The organism is Mesorhizobium intechi, assembly GCF_002879535.1.
GTDB classification, from domain to species: Bacteria; Pseudomonadota; Alphaproteobacteria; order Rhizobiales; family Rhizobiaceae; genus Mesorhizobium; species Mesorhizobium intechi.
Genome location: NZ_PNOT02000160.1, coordinates 1 through 18,901 on the forward strand (window position 1 = coordinate 1; position 18,901 = coordinate 18,901).

Below are 18,901 nucleotides of genomic sequence, written 5' to 3' on the forward strand. Positions count from 1 at the left end.
GCTCTCCGGCGGCCAACGCCAGCGTGTCGCGTTGGCGCGTGCCATGGCGATCGAACCCAAGGTCCTTTTGCTCGACGAGCCGTTCGGCGCGCTCGATGCGCAGGTGCGCCGCGAACTGCGCCGCTGGCTGCGCGAGATCCATGACCGCACCGGCCACACCACGGTCTTCGTCACCCACGATCAGGAAGAGGCGCTGGAGCTTGCCGACCGCGTCGTGGTGATGAGTCAGGGCCGCATCGAACAGGTCGGCACCGCCGACGACATCTACGACACGCCGAACTCGCCTTTCGTCTATGGCTTCATCGGTGAATCGAGCTCGCTTCCCGTCAAGGTCGAGAATGGCGAGGTCTGGCTCGCCGACCGTCCGATCGGACTGTCGGCGCCGCACGCGCCCGAGGGCGAGGCGACGCTCTATTTCCGCCCGCACGACGTCGAACTGCTCGACGGCTGCAGCGGCTGCATCGCCGGCACGGTCGCCGCCAGCCGCCGCGTCGCCGGCACCCGGCGCGTCGAACTCGAGATCGGCGGCGAACGCCAGCGGGTCGAAATCGAGCTGCCCGTCGGCCATCCCGCGGCGCAGAAGAGCCGGGTAGCGTTCCGGCCGGGGCGTTGGAAGCTGTTTGCGGCGGCGTGATCTCCAGGTCAGGCGCCATTCCAGCCAGTTCTCGACCTTCAGCTTCCCTATCCGGGTGAACTTCCCAACGTTGGCCGTCAGCAGCGTTGTGCCCAATACGCAGGCCTAGCCGGCGATAATCAGTGTGGCCAATGGGTTGGCCGACAGCCTCCAGCTCGGCGCGAGGCGCGCCGTACTCGGCATCCATCGGCAGGTCGATTGGCAGGACAGGGATCGCGGCCAGCAGGTCTTCGACCTTCTTGGGCAGGTTTTCGGAGCGGCTCGATGACCAGGCGATCGCCTTCGCGGCTGATCAGAACCCTGTCGCCAGGAAATCGAATTCGACAGGAATGCGCACCGCCTGACTGCGGTTGTTGCGGAACAGTTTCGCCTCCTTCGGTGGCGGCGTTGTCGTGCGGCGATGCCGGGGCATGGTTGCCTCCAAGCAAGTAACAGAGAAACGCTGGCCGAAGTCCGGAACAGAATTCTAAGGAACCATTGTGTTGGCCATGTCTTTTCCCGCGGCAAGGAGGCGAAGCCATCACCCATGCCTCGCCGCGCCCCTGCGCCACGGCTATGGTCGACCCAGAACGCATTGCATCCGGAGCCTTTTTTCATGAAGCGATTTTTCCTCGGCGTTGCCACTGTTGCCGGCCTGTTCCTCGCATCCTCCCAAGCCTGGTCGGCCGACAAGCTGCTCAACGCCTCCTATGACGTCGGTCGCGAGCTGTTCGTCCAGGTCAACAAGGCCTTCGTCGCCGGACATCCGGGCGTGACCGTCGACCAGTCGCATGCCGGGACCTCGGCGCAGGCGCGCGCCATCGCCGAGGGCCTTGGCGCCGATGTCGTCACGTTCAACCAGGTCACCGATGTCGATTTCCTGGTCAAGAAAGGGCTCGTCTCCGCCGACTGGCAGAAGGACTTTCCCAACAACGCCTCGCCCTTCTATTCGCTGCCTTCGTTCCTTGTGCGGGCCGGCAATCCCAAGCACATCAAGGACTGGAACGATCTGGTGCGCGACGACGTGCAGGTGATCTTCCCCAACCCGAAAACCTCTGGCAACGCGCGCTACACCTATCTGGCGGCCACTGCCTACGCCAAGGAAGTGTTCAAGGGCGACGACACCAAGGTGAATGCGTTCATCACCAAGCTGTTCAACAATGTGCCGATCTTCGACACGGGTGGTCGCGCCGCGACCACCACCTTCGTGCAGCGCGAGATCGGCGACGTGCTGATCACCTTCGAATCCGAGACGCGCGGCATCCGCAAGGAGTATGGCGACGACAAGTTCGAGCAGGTGACGCCCTCGGTCAGCCTGCTCGCCGAATTCCCGGTGGCGATCGTCGACAAGGTCGCCGACCAGCACGGCACGCGCGATCTGGCCAGGACCTATCTCGATTTCCTCTACACGCCGGAGGGCCAGGACATCCTCGCCCAGAACGGCAACCGGGTGCGTGATGCGGCCGTCGCCGCCAAATACAAGGCCGATTTCCCGGAGGTACGCCTGCTGACGGTGGAAAACGTCTTCGGCGGCTGGGACAAGATCCAGAAAGAGCATTTCGCCGCCGGCGGCCTGCTAGACCAGGCCTATGGCAGCCGCTGACGATTGTAGTATCGATTGAGTAGATGAGGAAAGCCGGCAAAGAGCTTGCTTTCTTCGTTCTTGCCATCCGCCATGACGAATACGCCACCATTCCGGCAAAAAACGTTACAAAGAATCAACGCGTTTGTGCCTAACGTGCCGTTCGGCATCTTGTTTTCGCGAAATATCATCGCGCGGCGAAACCGTCATTATTTGCACACAAACAGCCGCCAGATGCTGGGTGGTTGGGGCGTCTACGGGTTGACTCGGGCATGTTGACAAAAAAAGGCAAATACGGCCTCAAGGCCCTCGTGCATCTTTCCAGCCTGCCGGTGGGCCAACTGGCCTTCGTCAACGACATCGCGGTCGCCAACAACATCCCGAAGAAATTCCTCGACGCCATTCTGGGCGAATTGCGCAATGCCGGCTTCGTCCAGAGCCGCAAGGGCAAGGAAGGTGGCTATCGCCTCGCCCGCCCGGCCTCCGAGATCAAGATCGGGCATGTCGTACGCGTGCTGGACGGCCCGCTGGCGCCGATACCCTGCGCCAGCCGCACGCAGTACCAGCGCTGCGAGGATTGCGACGAGGCGACCTGCCAGGTCCGGCACATGATGCTGGAAGTGCGCCAGGCCATTGCCGAGGTGCTCGACAACAGAAGCCTCGCCGCAATGCGCGATGCCGATAATGACGATTTTCCGGTGGAGCTGTCCTCGCAGATTTAGATCGACGGCTGGGGACAGCGTTTGTCATCGCAAGAGTCCATGATCGCCCATGGCGATGCCATGCCAGGCGACGGTGGGCTCATGAATTGGCCAGCAGCTGCACTGCGTCCGCAACGACATCGGCGACGGGACGCGTCGCGTCGATCGTCAGCGCCCGCTCATCGCTGCCCGGCGGCTCGAGGATGGCGAACTGGCTGTCGACCAGGCTTGCCGGCATGAAATGGCCCTTGCGGCTGGCGACCCGCTGCCTTGCCGTCGCCGGGTCGATCTTCAGATAGAGGAAGACGAGGTCGCCGTAAAAACCGCGCAGGCGCTCGCGATAGCCGCGCTTCAGCGCCGAGCAGGCCGCGACCACGCCCTGCCCTTCGCCGATCGACGTCGCGATGCGTTCGCCGATGGCGTCGAGCCAGCCTTCGCGCAACTGGTCGGTGAGCGGCTCGCCGCTCGCCATGCGCGCCACATTCTCCGGCGGATGCAGCCTGTCGCCTTCGATGAAGACGACATCCAGCGCGGCCGCCAGCGCGATGCCGACAGCCGACTTGCCGCAACCGGCGACACCCATCACCACGATGGCCGGGGGCACCGGGCCGGGAGCGCCCGCCGACGCCTGTGCTGCTTCTTCGACCACGGCTAGAGCATGATGCCGAAAAGCATGAAGCGGTTTTCGGATGTCATCATGCTCTATCTCCCTGATTTAGAGGCGGATTCAGACTTCGCGTCGATTCGAACTGAAATCATCCGACTCTAGCGGCTTGCCGGCGCGCGGCCGTAGAGCAACAACATGGCTACGATGACGACGCCATAGATGATCTGCCGCCCCGCCTCCGGCATCTGCATGACCGACAGGATGGATTGCAGCAACGTGATCAGGATGACGCCAGCGACGGTACCGAGATAGGAGCCGCGCCCGCCCAGGATCGAGGTGCCGCCGAGCACCACCGCGGCGATCGACGGCAAGAGATAGGCATCGCCCATCGACTGCGCGGCCTTCGAGGCATAGCCGGCCAGAAGCACGCCGCCGAAGGCCGACAGCCCGCCGGAGACAGCGAAGGCGATCATCACCACGCGCCTTGTGTCGACGCCGGAGAGATAGGCGGCGCGCTCGCGGTTGCCGATGCCGTAGACGGTCCGGCCAAAGCCGGCGCGGGTCAGCACGAAGACCATCGCGGCGCCGATCAGCGCCCAGATGATGACGGCGTTGGGAACGCCCGGAATGGCAAAACCGGTGGCGAGGTAGCGCATCGCACCCGTGGCCGAATCCTGGGGCGAGAAGCCGCCGGTGTAGACCACCATCAGCCCTTGCGCGACAGCGTTGGTGGCAAGCGTGATGATCATCGAGGGAATGCGCAGATAGGCGACGCCGATGCCGTTGACGATGCCGATCAGCACACCGCAGAAGATGCCGAACGGAATGGCCAGCACCACGCCGACCGGGCCGTATGCGGCCGCGGCGCAGGCCATCATCGCGCCCGCCGCAACCGACCATGGCACCGACAGGTCGATCTGGCCGAGCAGGATGACCAGCATCATGCCGGTGGCGATGACGCCGAGGAACGAGGCCACCTTCAATTGCTGCAGCAGATATTCAGGCGACAGGAAGCTTCTGGAATAGAGGCTGCCGAGGAACAGCAACAGCACGATGCAGGCGAATGCGGTCAGCACCGCCGGATCGGCGCGTCGGATGAATTTCGGCATGCGGCCGGCGATGCCGCCAAGCGTCGTTTCGCTCACAGGAACCACTCCAGCCGGTTGCGGACCCGAAACAGGGCGAAGGCGCCGAGGCTGACCGCGATCAGCAGGATAACGCCCTGGAACAGCGGCTGCCAGAGCGGATCGAAATCGAACACGAACAGCAGGTCGCCAATGGTGCGGAAGGCCAGCGCGCCGAAGATGGCGCCGATGGCGCTGCCCTTGCCGCCGAACAGCGAGACACCGCCAAGCACAACGGCGGCGATCGAAAACAGCGTGTAGGCGTTGCCGCTGGCATAGGCGGCATCGCCCGTATAGGTGAAGAAAGTGAGGAACAGGCCGCCGATCGCCGCCAGCAGCCCGGCCAGCGTGTAGGCCGCGAATTTGCCGCGCCTGATCGGCACGCCCGACATATAGGCCGCCGTCTCCGACGATCCTGCAGCGTAGGCGGCGCGGCCAAGCACCGAGCGGCTGAACGGCACCCAGATCACCAGCACGATGCCGAACAGCACGACGAGGCTCGCCGGCACGACATCGAAGACGCGTCCGGTCATCGCATCGGCCAGATCCTCATTGACCGAGCCGCCCGGGAAGGGCCGCAGCAAAAGGCCGATGCCGTAATAGACGGCCCCGGTGGCGATGGTGGCGACGATCGGCTGCAGCCGTCCATAGATGACGATGGCGCCGTTGATGGCGCCACACAGAAGACCGACCGCCAGCACGGCGATGACGCCGAGCGTCGTCTGCATGGGCGTGCCCACCACCAGCCAGGAGGCCAGGCAGTTGGTCAGGAGAAAGATCATGCCGACGGACAGGTCGATGCCGGCGGTGATCACCACCAGCGTCTGCGCCATGGCGACGAAAGCGAGCAGCACCCCCTTGTTCGCCGCCGTCTGCACCACATTGGCGGTGAAGCCGGCCGGATGGTTCGAGGTGTAGATGATGAACATGACGATGAAGATGCCGAGCGCCAGCAGCGTTCCGCGCTGCTCCGCCAGCCAGTAGCGCCAATCCTTCACGCGGTTGCTCCCAGGCCCACCGGGCTCTCCTCGCCATGGATGTTGAGCGCGCTTGCAATCAGCGCCCGCTCGGTGATCTCGGCCCCGACCAGTTCGCGCTTGACCGCGCCGTCATAGAGCACCAGGACGCGGTCGCAGCAGCCGATCAGTTCGTCATAGTCGGTCGAATAGAACAGGATCGCGGCCCCGGCGTCCGCCAGCTTGCGCATCAGCTGATAGAGCTCCTGCTTGGTGCCGACATCGATGCCGCGCGTCGGATCGTTGAGCAGGATAATGCGCGGCTGGCGCATCAGCCATTTGGCGATGACCACCTTCTGCTGGTTGCCGCCCGACAGCGCGCCGACCGGGATGTCCAGCCCCGCCGTCTTGATCGCCAGAAGGGCGACCATGTCGTCGATCAGCCGCTGTTCGGCGGCGCGATCGATGATGCCGCCTTTCGATAGGCGGTCGAGCGCGGCGAAGGACAGGTTCTCGCGCACCGTCATCGGCAGCATCAGTCCTTCGGTCTTGCGGTCTTCGGGAATGAGCGCCATGCCGATGCCGTCCTCGCGAGCCGCCGAGGGACTGCTGATCGCCACCGGTTTGCCGTCAATCAGCACCTCGCCGGAAAGGCCGCGCAGCACGCCGAAGAAGGCGAGCAGCAATTCGCGCTGGCCTTGGCCGTCAAGACCGCCGAGACCAACCACTTCGCCTGCCCTGACGGTCAGCGAGATGTCGTGCAGCCGGTCGGTCCAGGAGAGCTTGCGGGCTTCAAGCCTGGGTGCGGCTGCACCTGGCACGGCCGCCGGCTTGGGCGGGAAGATGTGACTGTATTCGCGGCCGATCATCAATTCGACCACCTCATTGTCGCTCTTGGAGCCGGCCTTGTAGCTGGCGACATTGCGGCCGTTGCGGAACACCGTGCACTGATCGGCAAGTTCGGCGATCTCGTTCATGCGGTGCGAGATGTAGAGCAGCGCCAGCCCTTCCCCGCGCAGCCGCTTCAGGACGGCAAAAATCTTCGAGACATCCGCCGCCGTCAGCGCCGAGGTTGCCTCGTCGAGGATGAGAATGCGCGGCTTCCTGGCCAGCGCCTTGGCGATCTCGACCATCTGGCGGCGCGACAGCGGCAGATCCTTGACCAGCGCCAGCGGATGGATGTCGGCCGCGCCCGCGCGCGCCAGCGCCTCTTCGGCGATGCGTCGCTGTGCCCCGCGGTCGATCATGCCGAAGCGTTTGGGCGGATCGGAAATGACGATGTTGTCGGCGACGCTGAGATCTGGGACCAGGGACAGCTCCTGGAAGATGCAGACGATGCCTGCCTGGTTGGCGGCGGCCGGCGACGGGAAGGTCACCTCCCGGCCATCCAGCGTCATGCGGCCCTCATCGGGCGCCACGACACCGGCCATGACCTTGATCAACGTCGACTTGCCGGCGCCGTTTTCGCCAAGAATGGCGTGGATGCTGCCGGATGTGACGACAAGCTCCGCCTTTTCCAGAGCACGCACGCCACCGTAGCGCTTGGATATGCCTTCCATCCGGAAGAGCGGAACCGCACTGTCCATCGGCCCTCCCCGGGGCGCTTTGATCACCAGCGTATCAAATAACCGGCGCCGCGGGAGGTCCCGCGGCGCCGGGAGTGCAGCTTACTGGTCCGCCTTGGTCTGCCCCATGATTTCCTGCGCGGTGAAATTGATGCCGCAGGTCGGGAAGGAATTGCCGACGAAGAAATTGTCGGACTGGTCGGGGAAGAAATCCTGACCTGCCTTGAAGTTCGGATCCTCGACGATTGCCAACGGCAGCTTGACCGACTGCGGGACGACATTGCCTTCAAGTGCCGCGATCGCCGTCTTGATGGCAACCGCCACCTGCGCCGGACCGGTCCCGGCTGAAGAGCATTTCAACCCGTCGGCCGCGTGGGCCGCGCAGAATTTGCGGAAGCCGTTCTCGGTCTCGCCGCCGAACGGCACGAAGGGATGCTTGGCGTCGATCATCGCCTGCACGATGCCGGTGTCGCCGCCCTGCCCGGTGACGCCGTCGAAGGGCCCGTTGGTGGCGATCGCGTCGGCCGAAGCCTTCTGCGCGACGCCGTCATCCCACTTCCCGACAACCTCGGTGACGGCCCATTTCTTGCCGGAGGCATCGAGAACCTCGTGGATGCCGTTGTGGCGGTCGGTGTCGACCGACGTGCCGGCAACGCCGCGCACCTCGAGCACCTTGCCGCCATTGGGCACATGCGAGATCAGCCATTTGCCCCACAGCTCGCCAAGACCCTTCTGGTCGACATTGACGTTGATGGCGTCCTTGGTGTCGAGAATGTTGTCGAAGGCAACCAGCACGACGCCGGCTTCCTTGGCGCGCTTGATCACAGGTCCAAATGCGGTCGGGTTCTGCGCGTTGACGACGATCGCGTCATAACCGGAATCGATGAAGTTGTTGATCGCCGAAATCTGCGCCGGCACGTCTTCGCCGGTCGAGACGACCTTGAATTCCTTCAGCTTCGCGGCGACGTCCTTCTGTGCCGCGTAGGCCTTCGCGGTCTGCACCATCTGGATGCGCCACGTGTTGGCGATATAGCCGTTGGCGAGCGCGATGCGATACGGCCCGGCCTTCTTGGGGAACTTGAAGAATTGCGTGTCGGCGGCCCAGGGCGCGAAACAGTCGGGCTCGGCAGCCGGACCCTTGACGATTTCGGGACCCGCGGCAATCGCCGACGAGCTCAACATAACGAATGCACTGGCGGCAACGATGCCACCCACGAGTGACTTGATCATCGATAATCCTCCCGATTGCAGTTCTGATTAGTTGCTTCAGTTTCATGCAATTCCCGCGTTTCCGGCAGGCCCTCCCGCCTTGCCCAGTCACGCCTGCCAGGTGCCAACGACCTTCGCGCCGCCTCCTCTTTGCCGTCCCTGTCGACCGGAGAAAAACTAGCATATTATACATAATAAACAAGCATGAGCTGTTGCTTATGTATAATAAACAAACCCAGCACTTCAGAGGCGAGGCTCGTTCGGGAAAATGGTAGCGCTACCATATCGTTGTGTAAAGCACCATTTGAGCGCCTTCTAAAAAGCGGGCTTAGCGGGCCGTACTCTCGCGGCGCTTGAGCTCGAAGCCAAGATCGACGACCCGCACCTGCGGCCGGTCACCGGCGATCGCCGCCAGCGCCATGGCGACGGCACGCCTGCCGATTTCGTAGCGGTAGGTGCGGATGCTGGTGATCGAGGGATACGCCACCTGCATCATGTCGAGATCGTTGAAACCGACGATGCCGATGGTCTTCGGCACATCGATCGCGGCGCGGTGGCACTCGAACAGCACCCCGAGCGCGATATCGTCATTGTTGCAGAACACGCCGTCGAGCGTCGGCATCTTGGCCAGGGCATCGCGGAACAATTCGCGGCCGAGCGGCACGCTGGACAGCAGCGGCGTGGTGGTGATCAGGCGCGGATCGAACAGCCCGGCCTTCTCCATCGCCGCGCGGTAGCCGGCGAGGCGTCGCTGCGAGCGCGGGTCCATGCGCGCGCCGATGAAGGCGATGCGGCGATACCCCACCTCGATCAGGTGGTCGGTCGCCGTCCTGCCCCCGTCGAGATGCGAGAAGCCGACCATCATGTCGACGGGATCGGGCCCGGTCTCCATCACCTGCACCACCGGGCAGCCGGCATTCTCCAGCAGTTTTCGCGAGGTTGGCGTCTGGTCGATACCGGCCACGATCAATGCTGCCGGCCGCTGCGAGCCGAACAGCTGCAAGAGCCTCTCCTCCTCGAGGCCGGAATAGTGAGTGTTGCCAAGCTGGATGCGGAACGGGCTGTCCGACAGGCTGTCATAGATGCCGCGCACCACCTCGGCGAAGACGTTGTTGGTGAGCGACGGCACCAGCACGCCGAAAACCTCGGCACGCGCCGAAGCCAGGGCCCGTGCATTGGGGTCCGGCACATAGCCGAGTTCGTCGATGGCAGCCTGGATCTGGCGGCGCAGATCCAGGCTGACGCGCTCCGGCTCGCGCAGCGCCCGCGACACGGTGATCGCGCCGACGCCGGCCTTGCGCGCGACATCCGATATGGTCGGGCGGCCGCCGCCCCGGCGCGAGCGCGGCTTGATCAAGGCCACCACCCGCGCATATGGCCGCCGAAGCGCGCCCGCAATACGATCAATTGAGCTGTCGCCATCTCACCGGCCTGTTGCCGCGCCCCTTTGCCCCTGGGGTCGCGCAGCCCTCGCCTATTGTCAAGCCGAAGCGCCTCAGGCTGCCATGACAGCCCTTTGCCTTGCCTTCCACATGAACAGTCCAATCGCCACTATGTTCAGCAAATTCCAGGCGATACCATTGAGGAAGGCTACGGCGTAGGAACCGGTCAGGTCGTAGATCCAGCCAGACATCCAGCCGCCGATCGCCATGCCGAAGATCGTCGCCATCATGACGAAGCCGATACGCTGGCCGGCCTCCTTGGCGGGCAGATATTCGCGCACGATGATCGCATAGCAAGGCACGATGCCGCCTTGCGACAGGCCAAACACCAGCGACACGACATAGAGCGATGCCAGTCCATCGAACGGAATATAGAACAGCAGCGACAGGCATTGCAGCACCGATCCGATGACCAGGGTCTTCGCACCACCGATGCGATCGGCAATGAAGCCCGAGGCAAGCCGGCTGACGACGCCCGCCGCCATCATGATCGACAGCATGTCGGCGCCGTGCGCGATGCCGTAGCCAAGATCCATGCAATAGGCGACGATATGCACCTGAGGCATCGACATCGCCACGCAGCAGCCAAGGCCGGCGATAACCAGCAGCGCCTGCATCGCCGCCGGCGACATCGCGATCGGCTGCAGCGACCGGCTTCCCGGCGAACCGGCGGCGGCAGCCTCCGGAGCGCCGCGGCGCAACATCAGCACTAGCGGCACCATTGTGACCAGGCAGAAGATGCCGATCGCCGCATAGGTGAAGCGCCAGCCTTCCAGCTTGATCAGTGTCGGCATGATGGTCGGCCAGAGCGCGCCGGCGAGGTAATTGCCGGCCGCCGCCGCCGTGACGGCAACGCCGCGCCGGCGGTTGAACCAGTGCGAGATGTCGGCGATCAGCGGCCCGAAGATCACTGAGGTGCCGACACCGATCAGCACCCCCTGGGCAAGGGTGAATTGCACGATCGAGGTCGAAAGTGCGGCAAGCAGGAGGCCGGCCGAGAGTGTTATGGAGGAAATCAGCGCCGGGATCCAATACCCCATGCGATCGATGGCGCGGCCGACGAGCACATTCCCGGCGGCGAAGCCCACCATGGTCGCGGTGTAGGGCATGGATGCCGCTGCTCGGTCGACGCCGAACTCGGCCTGCACCGCGGGCAGCACCACGACGACCGCCCACATGCCGACCGCACCGATCGTTGCCAGCACCATAGAAATGGCCAGGCGCATCCAGGCGTAAGAACTGTCGATGCCGGGGCTCGGCCGGTTCAAGTCGGTTCGGGTCAAAGGCGTTTCCTGTCGGCGGTCTCGAAAACCGTTGCGCCACTATCGGCGCATTCTCGGGACGCAGCAGCGCCACGGCGGGCAAATCCGTGGCTCCAGAGCGGGCAGGAAGACGGGAACCGACGCCTGTGTGCGGAGTTTTCCGATCATCAAGCCGCAAAGGAGCCCCAGCCATGAGCGCTGCCAGGCAAAAATGGTCGGCCGAGGTGACCGAGCACAGCGACGCCATGGATCTCGAGGATCACATCTTCGAGTCCGACGACGCCAGGAAGATCGCCGCCTCGCTCAAGCGGTCGGCCGAACACAGCGATCGCCGCAAGGCCGAACCCTTCCAATCCGCCATGTCGATGCTGAATTTCTATATCAACCGCGCCGGAAAGAACCTGCCCGCCGCACGCAGGCGAGTTCTTGAGCATGCCAAGGACGAACTGCGGGTGGCCTTCGGCCGCGAGAAGGAAGATTAGCTCTGGCCTCGGCTGTGTTTGATTCAGGTCAGGCCGAGCCGAGAATGTGGCTTTCAAGAACCGGCGGCCTACGCCGGCCGCAGCCTTAAACTTCACGCCCCTTGCGAGTGCTTGGCCGGCGAAGGTCGGGAGCACGGAAACTGCCGTTCGCAGGCCGGCATCGACTAGCGCGACTTGATCACATTATCGGTGTTGGCGAGCAGCTTGCGCACCGCGGCGCGCGCCGCGTCCGGGCGTTGCAGCCGGATATTCTTCTCGATCGCCTCATGCAGCTTCTGCACGTGATTGAGGTCGTCGACCGCCCGTGTGGTGAAGGTGAAGAGATGGTCGAACGCGGATTCGATCAGCACGCCAAGCGGCACCAGAAGATCGTTGCCCGAGGCCCGCAGGATGGCTAGGTGAAAACGCGTATCGGCGCGCGTGCGTTCCTGCAGGCTGGCCGCCTCCCCCATCTCGCGGCAGGCCTGGCTGATCTCGGCCATCTGCTCTTCGGTCCGCCGCATGGCGGCGAAGGCGGAGGCTTCCGGCTCGATGATGTGGCGAAACTCCTGTACCGTCTTGAGGAACACCTCGCGGTCGGGCGACGTCGCGTACCAGGCGAGCACGTCGCGGTCGAGCAGGTTCCAGCGCTCCTTCGGCTCGACCCAGCTGCCGATCTTGGGGCGCGAGGCCAAGAGGCTCTTGGCCATCAGCATCTTGATCGCCTCGCGCACCGCGGATCGACTGACGCTGAAGGTCTCCGACCATTTCGCCTCATTGGGCAGGATGGTGCCGGGCGGATAGTCGCCGCGTACGATCCGCAGGCCAATTTCGCTGGCCAGCGACGTGTGCACGCTGGCGCCGGGAATGCGCGCCGCATCGGATCGGCGAACGCCGGGCTGGCGTTCAGCGGATGCCGGCTTTTTCGGCGATCTTTCCTTGTTCGGCTTTGCGTCCCGCATGGGCTTCAGAAAGGCCGGTTTGCGGAAGCTGTCAAGCGCGGCGCGGGCGTTGGGCCGCAAAGCACGCGGCTATGCACAACCCAGCCGCGATTTTATCCCCGTTCGGCCTATTTGACATATTTGCGCCAGCTATGCTCCGGACGGAAGCCCAGCATGTCGCGCGCCTTGCGGTTCGACAGCAGCGTCTCATACTCGCCGAGTTCGGCCTTGACCGGCACATCAGGATAAAACCGCCTCAAAAGTTCGGCCGTCGGCAGGTCGGACGAGGTGTCGTCATTGGCGGCGTTGAACGCCTGGTAGCCAAGTCCGTCTTTTTCGATGGCGCGCAGCGTGATCTGGCCGAGGTCTCGCGCGTCGACATAGCTCCAGGCGATGCGCTTGCGGAAACCGGGATCGGCGAACCATTTCGGGAACAGCGAATACTCATGCGGCTCGATGACATTGCCGATGCGCAAGGCATAGATGTCGGTACCATTGCGCTGCGCGAAGGCTCGCGCCGTCTTCTCGTTGACGATCTTGGACAGCGCATAGCTGTCCATTGGGTCGACGTCATACTCCTCGTCGAGCGGGAAATATTTGGGGTCGCGCGGCTCGTTGGCGAACACCAGGCCATAGGTCGTCTCGGAGGAGGCGACGATCACCTTGCGGATGCCGAGCTTCACCGCGGCCTCGATGACATTGTAGGTGCCCATTGCATTGATGCGGAAAACTTCATTGTCCGGTGTGATCATGATGCGCGGGATGGCGGCGAAATGCACCACCGCATCCACCGGCTGCGGACGCAGCGACGGGTCGAATTCGTGCAGTCCCATATAACTCGACAGCGCGTTGAACACCTGCCCGCTATCGGTGATGTCGGTGATCAGCGTGCGCACCTTGGGATTGTCGAGCGGCTTGGTGTCGATGTTGAGCACCTGGCAGCCCTGTTCGACAAGATATTGCACGACATGACGCCCAGCCTTGCCGCTGCCACCGGTGAACATGATCCGCTTCGTCATTATGGTCTCCCTGACAGGCTCTGGAATTACGCTCTATTGTCAGACAATATTGCTTTCTGCAACCGCATATGCCTAAACAGCGGCGCAATTATCGATAATCCGGAATAGGACGACGACATGAACACCACCGCGCGCGAAAAGATCGGCTTCATCGGCCTTGGCCTCATGGGGCACGGCATTGCCAAGAACATCGTCGACAAGGGGTATCCCCTGACATTCCTTGGCCGCAAGAACCGCAAGCCGGCAGAGGACCTCCTTGGCCGCGGCGCCCAGGAAGTATCGACCTCGCGCGACGTGGCAGTGGCATCCGATATCGTCTTCATCTGCGTCACCGGTTCGCGCGAAGTGGAAGCCATCATCCGCGGCCCCGGTGGCCTCAAGGAGGGCTTGAAGAAAGGCTCGGTCGTCGTCGATTGTTCGACCTCGGACCCGGTCTCGACGATGGCGCTTGCGGCCGAACTCAAGGCGCTGGGCATCGACTATGTCGACGCGCCGCTGAGCCGCACGCCGAAGGAAGCCTGGGAAGGCACGCTCGACGCCATGGTCGGCGCACCCGACTCCGTCTTTGCCAGGGTCAAGCCGGTGATCGAAACCTGGGCCGGCCGCATCGTCCATATCGGCGACACCGGCGATGGCCACCGCATGAAGCTGCTCAACAATTTCATTTCGCTGGGCTACGCCGCCATCTATTCCGAGGCGCTGGCCCTGGCCGAAAAGGTCGGCATTTCGCCGCCGCGTTTCGACAGCGTCATCCGCAACGGCCGCATGGATTGCGGCTTCTACCAGACGTTCATGCGCTGGACGCTGGAAGGTGACCGCGACGCTCACAAATTCACCATCGCCAACGCCTTCAAGGACCTGACCTATCTGGAATCGATGGCGGGTGCCGCCGGCATCGCCAACCCGCTCGGCAACGCCACCAAGAACTCCTTCGCCGGCGCCCATGCCACCGGCCCGGCCGAGCAGTTCGTGCCGATGCTGGCGACACACATCGGCAAGGTCAACGGTGTCGACCTGATGCCGACCAAGGATGGCAAGAAGCAGACGATTTGAGGCCCAGAGCGTTTCACGGAAACGGTGAAACGCTCCAACCCTTTGTTTTTGAAACAACTCCCAAGGGAAAGCGCCCCGCGCTTTCCCTTGGATAACCGTTTCACACTTTCCCTGCTGTAGCGTCCGGACGGCTACCGCCGCCGGCTACCAATCCCCTCATCGGTGTCGGCGAGCAGCTTGTGCACGGCATTGCGCGCCGCCGCCGGCCTTTGCAGGCGGATGTTCTTCTCGATCGCCTCGTGCAGTTTCTGCGCCCGGTTCTGGTCGCTGACCTGGCGTGTCGTGAAGACGAAGAGATGGTCGAGTGCGGACTCGATCAGTACGCCGAGTGGCACCAGAAGGTCGTTGCCCGAGGCTCGCAGGATGGCGAGGTGAAAGCGCGTGTCGGCACGGATGCGTTCCGGCAGGTTCGCCGCCTCGCCCATCTCGCGGCATGCCAGACTGATTTCGGCCATCTGCTCGTCGCTGCGCCGCATGGCGGCAAAGGCGGATGCTTCCGGTTCGATGATGTGGCGGAACTCCTGCACGGTGCGCAGGAAGGTTTCACGGTCGGGCGCGGTCGCGTACCAGGCAAGCACGTCGCGGTCGAGCAGGTTCCAGCGCTCCTTCGGTTCGACCCAACTGCCGATCTTGGGACGTGATGCCAAAAGACTCTTGGCCATCAGCATCTTGATCGCCTCGCGCACCGCCGAGCGGCTTACATTGAACGTCTCGGCCCATTTGGCCTCGTTGGGCAGGATGCTGCCGGGCGGATAGTCGCCGCGAACGATCCGCAGACCAATCTCGCTGGCGAGCGAGGCATGAACACTGGACCCGGGAAAGTGCGCCGCATCCGCCCTGCGCACGACCGCCGGATCGCGACTGGCTTGCGCCTTGGCCCGGCCGGCTTGTTTCTTTGCCTTGTCCTGGGGCATCCACGTTCCAATAGGTCAGCCGACCGTCGCCCGGAGATACTCCGAACTCTGTGGCGCGCCGATCCCGTCACCGAAAATCCAAACCGCGGGCACGTCAAGACCGGAGCCTGTTGCCCCTGCCACGGCGTCTCGCTCAGGAATTGAAGGGGCGCTCGTTGCCGAGCGCCCCGGGCCGAAAGACCTATTTCTGGATGCAGGTGTCGACCGTGTCCTTGGTGCACTCATCGAGGCCGGTGAAGACCGGATCGGCGACCTTCTTGCCCTCGATCAGGTCGATCATCACCGACGGCGCCTTGTAGCCCATTTCAAAGGGTCGCTGGCCGACCAGCGCGGTGACAAGGCCATCCTTGGCGATCGCCACTTCGTCGCCGATCGTGTCGGCGGCGCCGATGACGAAGTCGTTCTTGGCCAGCCGGTCCTTCAGCGGTCCAATCAGGTCACGATAAGGCTGCGGCGCGCCGAACAGCGGCCAGCCGCCCATGATGCCGAAAGCGTCGAGCTTGGGGTTGGCGGCAAGGATGTCGGTCATCGCCTGAACGCCCTTGGCGCCGTCGTCATTGGTGAACACCGGGCAGCCGGCGACTTCCGTCCATCCGCCTTCACCGGCGAGTGTCGCAAGACCTTCCTTGCCCGTCAGAGCATCGCGCATGCCTTGTGCGCGGCGCAGGATGTTGTCGGCAGCCGGATTGCCTTCGATCGTGCAGATCGTGCCGCCGTTCGGCTTGGCCTTCTTGATGTACTCGCCGATCTTCTTGCCCATCAGATAGTTATCGGTGCCGAGATAGGTCTTGCGAAGGGCTGCGTCTTCCTTGGCAAGGTCGGCGTCGACGGTCATGATCGGGATCGACGGATTGGCGCTCTTGATCGTCTGCGCGATCAGCGGCGCGTTGGACGGCGAAATCGCCATCGCCACCGTGTCCGGCTTGCTCAGCATATCCTGGACGATCTGTGCCTCGCCGGCTTCGTCGGAAGTCGACGCCGGACCGGTGTAGAAGCACGCATATTCCGAACTCGCGTTCTCCTTGTTCCATTTCTCGCAGCCCTGATGGATGGCTTCGAAGAATGGATTGTCGAGACCTTTCACCACGATGACGAGCTGCTTCTTGGCCAAAGCTGGCCCGGCGCCCAGCGCCATGGCGGCGACGGCGGCGAGCAATACTGTTTTCTTCATGTCAGTCCTCCCTTGGAAACAGACGGACACGGCGTGCCCGCCATACAAATCGACCTGATGCGAGATGGCAGAGCCAACGCTCTTTGCCGCCGGGCAAGGCCGATGAGCATTTCAGATGCGACCGGACCGGCAACGTGCCGGAACGGCCGAAAACCTCCCGCCGGGTCCCGCCACAACCATGGCCTGGAACCAAATATCTTCCTCCGACCATCAACTAATAACGGCGCGCTGCCAACGTCAATTGCTATTTGTCCTACAAAACGGATTTTTCAGAAGCGCATGTCACTATTCGTCTGACAAATAGCCCATTTCGACAATTGACGCCCGCGCGGGCATTCGCGTAAATGCCGAAGATCGTTGCTTCCGGGAGGAATGGGGAGCACGATATCGAAGCTGCGACCTGGAAAAGGCACGCAGCAAGACATGGGAGGCAACAGGCTGGTGGCGGTTCTCGAACTCACCAACATCTCGAAGCATTTTGGCGCCATCCAGGCTGTCAACGACGTGTCACTGTCGATCGAACCGGGCCAGGTCGTCGGCCTGATGGGCGACAATGGCGCCGGCAAGTCGACGCTGGTCAAGATGATCGCCGGCAATTTCCATCCGAGCCATGGCACCATGCGCTTGGACGACAAGGAATTGATCCTGAACAAGCCGGCGGAAGCCCGCCAGCACGGCATCGAGATCGTCCACCAGGATCTTGCGCTCTGCAACAACCTGACAGCGGCCGCCAATGTTTATCTCGGCCGCGAGTTGCGGCGCGGCGTCGGTCCATTCCGCATCCTCGACTATGCCGCGATGTACAAGCGCGCCGGCCAACTCTTCGCCGAGCTGAAGTCCGAGACCCGCCCGCGCGATCTCGTCAAGCAGATGTCGGGCGGCCAGCGCCAGGCGGTTGCGATCGCCCGCACCATGCTGTCGCAGGCCAAGATCGTGCTGATGGACGAACCGACGGCGGCGATCTCGGTCAGGCAAGTCGCCGAAGTGCTCAACCTGATCCGCCATCTGCGCGACCAGGGCATAGCGGTGGTGCTGATCAGTCACCGCATGCCCGACGTGTTCGACGTCGCCGACCGCGTCATCGTCATGCGGCGCGGACGCAAGGTCGCCGACAAGGCAATCGCGTCGAGCTCGCCCGAGGAGGTCACCGGGCTCATCACTGGCGCCATCGAGCAGGTCTCGTGAGCGCGGCTAATCCGGATTTCACCAGGCTGGCGTGCATCGCGGCCGGCAGGAAAGGTCGATAATGGCAGTCACCCTTGATCAGACGATCGCGCAGAAGCAGCACACTTTCCTGTCGCGGCTGTTCTCGACCCAGACCTTCTGGGTGGTGATCGCCGTCATCCTCGCCTGCATCTTCCTGTCGTTCGCCACCGACGCTTTCGCGACCTCGAAGAACCTCTACAATATCACCCGCAACATCACCTTTGTCGCCATCGTGGCGCTCGGCATGACCTTCGTCATCATCACCGGCGGCATCGACCTGTCGGTCGGCTCGGTTCTGTGCCTGTCGTCGATGGTGCTGGCCGTCACCATGCACGCCGGCTATTCGATCGAAATCGGCATCCTGGCCTCGATCGCCACCGCGCTCGCCATTGGTGCCTTCAACGGCATCCTGACCGCTTATCTCGGCTTTCCACCTTTCGTGGTGACGCTCGGCATGCTGTCGATTGCGCGCAGCCTGGCCATGGTCGCCTCCAACAACACCGTCGTCTTCCAGTTCGGGCCGGACCACGACAAGCTGCTGGCGCTCGGCGGCGGGGCCTGGGTGTTCGGCATCGCCAATCCGGTGCTCTACATGATCCTTTTGGCGCTGGTCACCGGCTTCATCCTGCGCTGGACCAAGTTCGGCCGACACATCTTCGCCATTGGCGGCAACGAGCACGCGGCGACACTGACCGGCGTCCCGGTGAAGCAGATCAAGGTCGCCGTCTACATGATATCGGCGCTGTCGGCGGGCATTGCCGGCATCATCCAGACCGGATGGCTCGGCGCCGTCACCACCAATATCGGCACCGGCATGGAACTGCAGGTCATCGCCGCCACCGTCATCGGCGGCGCCAACCTGGCCGGCGGTGTCGGCACCGCCTTCGGCGCCATCGTCGGCGCGGCCCTCATCGAGGTCATCCGCAACAGCCTTGGCCTGCTCGGCATCAATGCCTTCTGGCAAGGCACATTCATCGGCGGCGCCATCCTGCTGGCGGTGCTGTTCGACCGCATCCGCAATTTCAGGCGCAGCGACTGACGGTATGACGGCTTCCCCTTCTCCCTCTTGTGGGAG

The 18,901-nt window shown here is 63.4% G+C and carries 18 protein-coding genes and 1 pseudogene; 7 read left to right on the forward strand and 12 right to left on the reverse strand.

What is annotated here, in order from left to right:
- Positions 1-634: sulfate/molybdate ABC transporter ATP-binding protein (locus C1D09_RS13410; protein ID WP_143974776.1), on the forward strand; the 634-nt coding region annotated here is incomplete at its 5' end.
- A 119-nt stretch (positions 635-753) separates the two neighbouring features.
- Here the strand turns inward: C1D09_RS13410 and C1D09_RS34330 are convergent.
- Positions 754-1,046: pseudogene (locus C1D09_RS34330) on the reverse strand (antitoxin).
- 183 nt (positions 1,047-1,229) lie between these two features.
- Between C1D09_RS34330 and C1D09_RS13425 the strand changes: the two are divergent.
- Both C1D09_RS13425 and C1D09_RS13430 read left to right on the forward strand, forming a co-directional pair.
- Entirely contained in the window at positions 1,230-2,216 is a 987-nt protein-coding gene (locus tag C1D09_RS13425) for a sulfate ABC transporter substrate-binding protein (protein ID WP_143974777.1), read from the forward strand.
- 251 nt (positions 2,217-2,467) lie between these two features.
- Positions 2,468-2,917, forward strand: a complete 450-nt coding sequence (locus tag C1D09_RS13430) for an RrF2 family transcriptional regulator (protein ID WP_010910348.1) — start codon at positions 2,468-2,470, stop codon at positions 2,915-2,917.
- Positions 2,918-2,996: 79 nt separating this feature from the next.
- Here the strand turns inward: C1D09_RS13430 and C1D09_RS13435 are convergent, their stop codons facing one another.
- The 7 genes from C1D09_RS13435 to C1D09_RS13465 form a co-directional block, all read right to left on the reverse strand.
- Positions 2,997-3,545 carry a gluconokinase gene (locus C1D09_RS13435; RefSeq protein ID WP_143974778.1) on the reverse strand — a complete coding sequence of 183 codons (549 nt, stop codon included), beginning with the start codon at positions 3,543-3,545 and terminating at the stop codon, positions 2,997-2,999.
- 116 nt (positions 3,546-3,661) lie between these two features.
- The gene (locus tag C1D09_RS13440) at positions 3,662-4,648 is read right to left on the reverse strand and encodes an ABC transporter permease (RefSeq protein WP_143974779.1); all 987 of its coding nucleotides are present in this window, start codon (positions 4,646-4,648) and stop codon (positions 3,662-3,664) included.
- Positions 4,645-5,625 (reverse strand): ABC transporter permease, encoded by a 981-nt coding sequence (locus C1D09_RS13445; RefSeq protein ID WP_143974780.1) that lies wholly within the window; start codon positions 5,623-5,625, stop codon positions 4,645-4,647. The genes C1D09_RS13440 and C1D09_RS13445 overlap by 4 nt, the downstream gene beginning before the upstream one ends.
- Positions 5,622-7,169 (reverse strand): sugar ABC transporter ATP-binding protein, encoded by a 1,548-nt coding sequence (locus tag C1D09_RS13450; protein ID WP_143974781.1) that lies wholly within the window; start codon positions 7,167-7,169, stop codon positions 5,622-5,624. Before C1D09_RS13450 ends, C1D09_RS13445 begins: the two co-directional genes overlap by 4 nt.
- Before the next feature lie 81 nt (positions 7,170-7,250).
- Positions 7,251-8,378 (reverse strand): sugar ABC transporter substrate-binding protein, encoded by a 1,128-nt coding sequence (locus C1D09_RS13455; protein ID WP_143974782.1) that lies wholly within the window; start codon positions 8,376-8,378, stop codon positions 7,251-7,253.
- 307 nt (positions 8,379-8,685) lie between these two features.
- Positions 8,686-9,714 (reverse strand): HTH-type transcriptional regulator GntR, encoded by a 1,029-nt coding sequence (gene gntR / locus C1D09_RS13460; protein WP_143974783.1) that lies wholly within the window; start codon positions 9,712-9,714, stop codon positions 8,686-8,688.
- 138 nt (positions 9,715-9,852) lie between these two features.
- Positions 9,853-11,082: an MFS transporter gene (locus tag C1D09_RS13465; RefSeq protein WP_143974784.1), complete on the reverse strand. Its 1,230-nt coding sequence runs from the start codon at positions 11,080-11,082 to the stop codon at positions 9,853-9,855.
- Between the two features lie 170 nt (positions 11,083-11,252).
- Here C1D09_RS13465 and C1D09_RS13470 point away from each other — a divergent pair, with 170 nt between their 5' ends.
- Positions 11,253-11,543: a DUF3175 domain-containing protein gene (locus C1D09_RS13470; RefSeq protein WP_143974785.1), complete on the forward strand. Its 291-nt coding sequence runs from the start codon at positions 11,253-11,255 to the stop codon at positions 11,541-11,543.
- A 164-nt stretch (positions 11,544-11,707) separates the two neighbouring features.
- Here C1D09_RS13470 and C1D09_RS13475 read toward each other — a convergent pair whose 3' ends face one another.
- Positions 11,708-12,484 (reverse strand): FadR/GntR family transcriptional regulator, encoded by a 777-nt coding sequence (locus C1D09_RS13475; protein WP_143974786.1) that lies wholly within the window; start codon positions 12,482-12,484, stop codon positions 11,708-11,710.
- A 107-nt stretch (positions 12,485-12,591) separates the two neighbouring features.
- On the reverse strand, positions 12,592-13,482 hold the full coding sequence (locus tag C1D09_RS13480) for an NAD-dependent epimerase/dehydratase family protein (protein WP_143974787.1): 891 nt from the start codon (positions 13,480-13,482) through the stop codon (positions 12,592-12,594).
- Positions 13,483-13,599: 117 nt separating this feature from the next.
- Between C1D09_RS13480 and C1D09_RS13485 the strand changes: the two genes are divergently transcribed.
- Positions 13,600-14,535, forward strand: coding sequence for an NAD(P)-dependent oxidoreductase (locus tag C1D09_RS13485; RefSeq protein ID WP_143974788.1), 936 nt, complete (start codon positions 13,600-13,602; stop codon positions 14,533-14,535).
- Positions 14,536-14,666: 131 nt separating this feature from the next.
- Here the strand turns inward: C1D09_RS13485 and C1D09_RS13490 are convergent, their stop codons facing one another.
- Both C1D09_RS13490 and C1D09_RS13495 read right to left on the reverse strand, forming a co-directional pair.
- On the reverse strand, positions 14,667-15,449 hold the full coding sequence (locus C1D09_RS13490; RefSeq protein WP_143974789.1) for a FadR/GntR family transcriptional regulator: 783 nt from the start codon (positions 15,447-15,449) through the stop codon (positions 14,667-14,669).
- Positions 15,450-15,630: 181 nt separating this feature from the next.
- Positions 15,631-16,620 (reverse strand): sugar-binding protein, encoded by a 990-nt coding sequence (locus tag C1D09_RS13495; RefSeq protein WP_143974790.1) that lies wholly within the window; start codon positions 16,618-16,620, stop codon positions 15,631-15,633.
- 441 nt (positions 16,621-17,061) lie between these two features.
- Between C1D09_RS13495 and C1D09_RS13500 the strand changes: the two genes are divergently transcribed.
- Both C1D09_RS13500 and C1D09_RS13505 read left to right on the forward strand, forming a co-directional pair.
- Positions 17,062-17,805 (forward strand): ATP-binding cassette domain-containing protein, encoded by a 744-nt coding sequence (locus C1D09_RS13500; RefSeq protein WP_143974792.1) that lies wholly within the window; start codon positions 17,062-17,064, stop codon positions 17,803-17,805.
- Positions 17,806-17,866: 61 nt separating this feature from the next.
- The gene (locus tag C1D09_RS13505) at positions 17,867-18,865 is read left to right on the forward strand and encodes an ABC transporter permease (RefSeq protein ID WP_143974791.1); all 999 of its coding nucleotides are present in this window, start codon (positions 17,867-17,869) and stop codon (positions 18,863-18,865) included.
- The last annotated feature ends 36 nt before the right edge of the window (positions 18,866-18,901 follow it).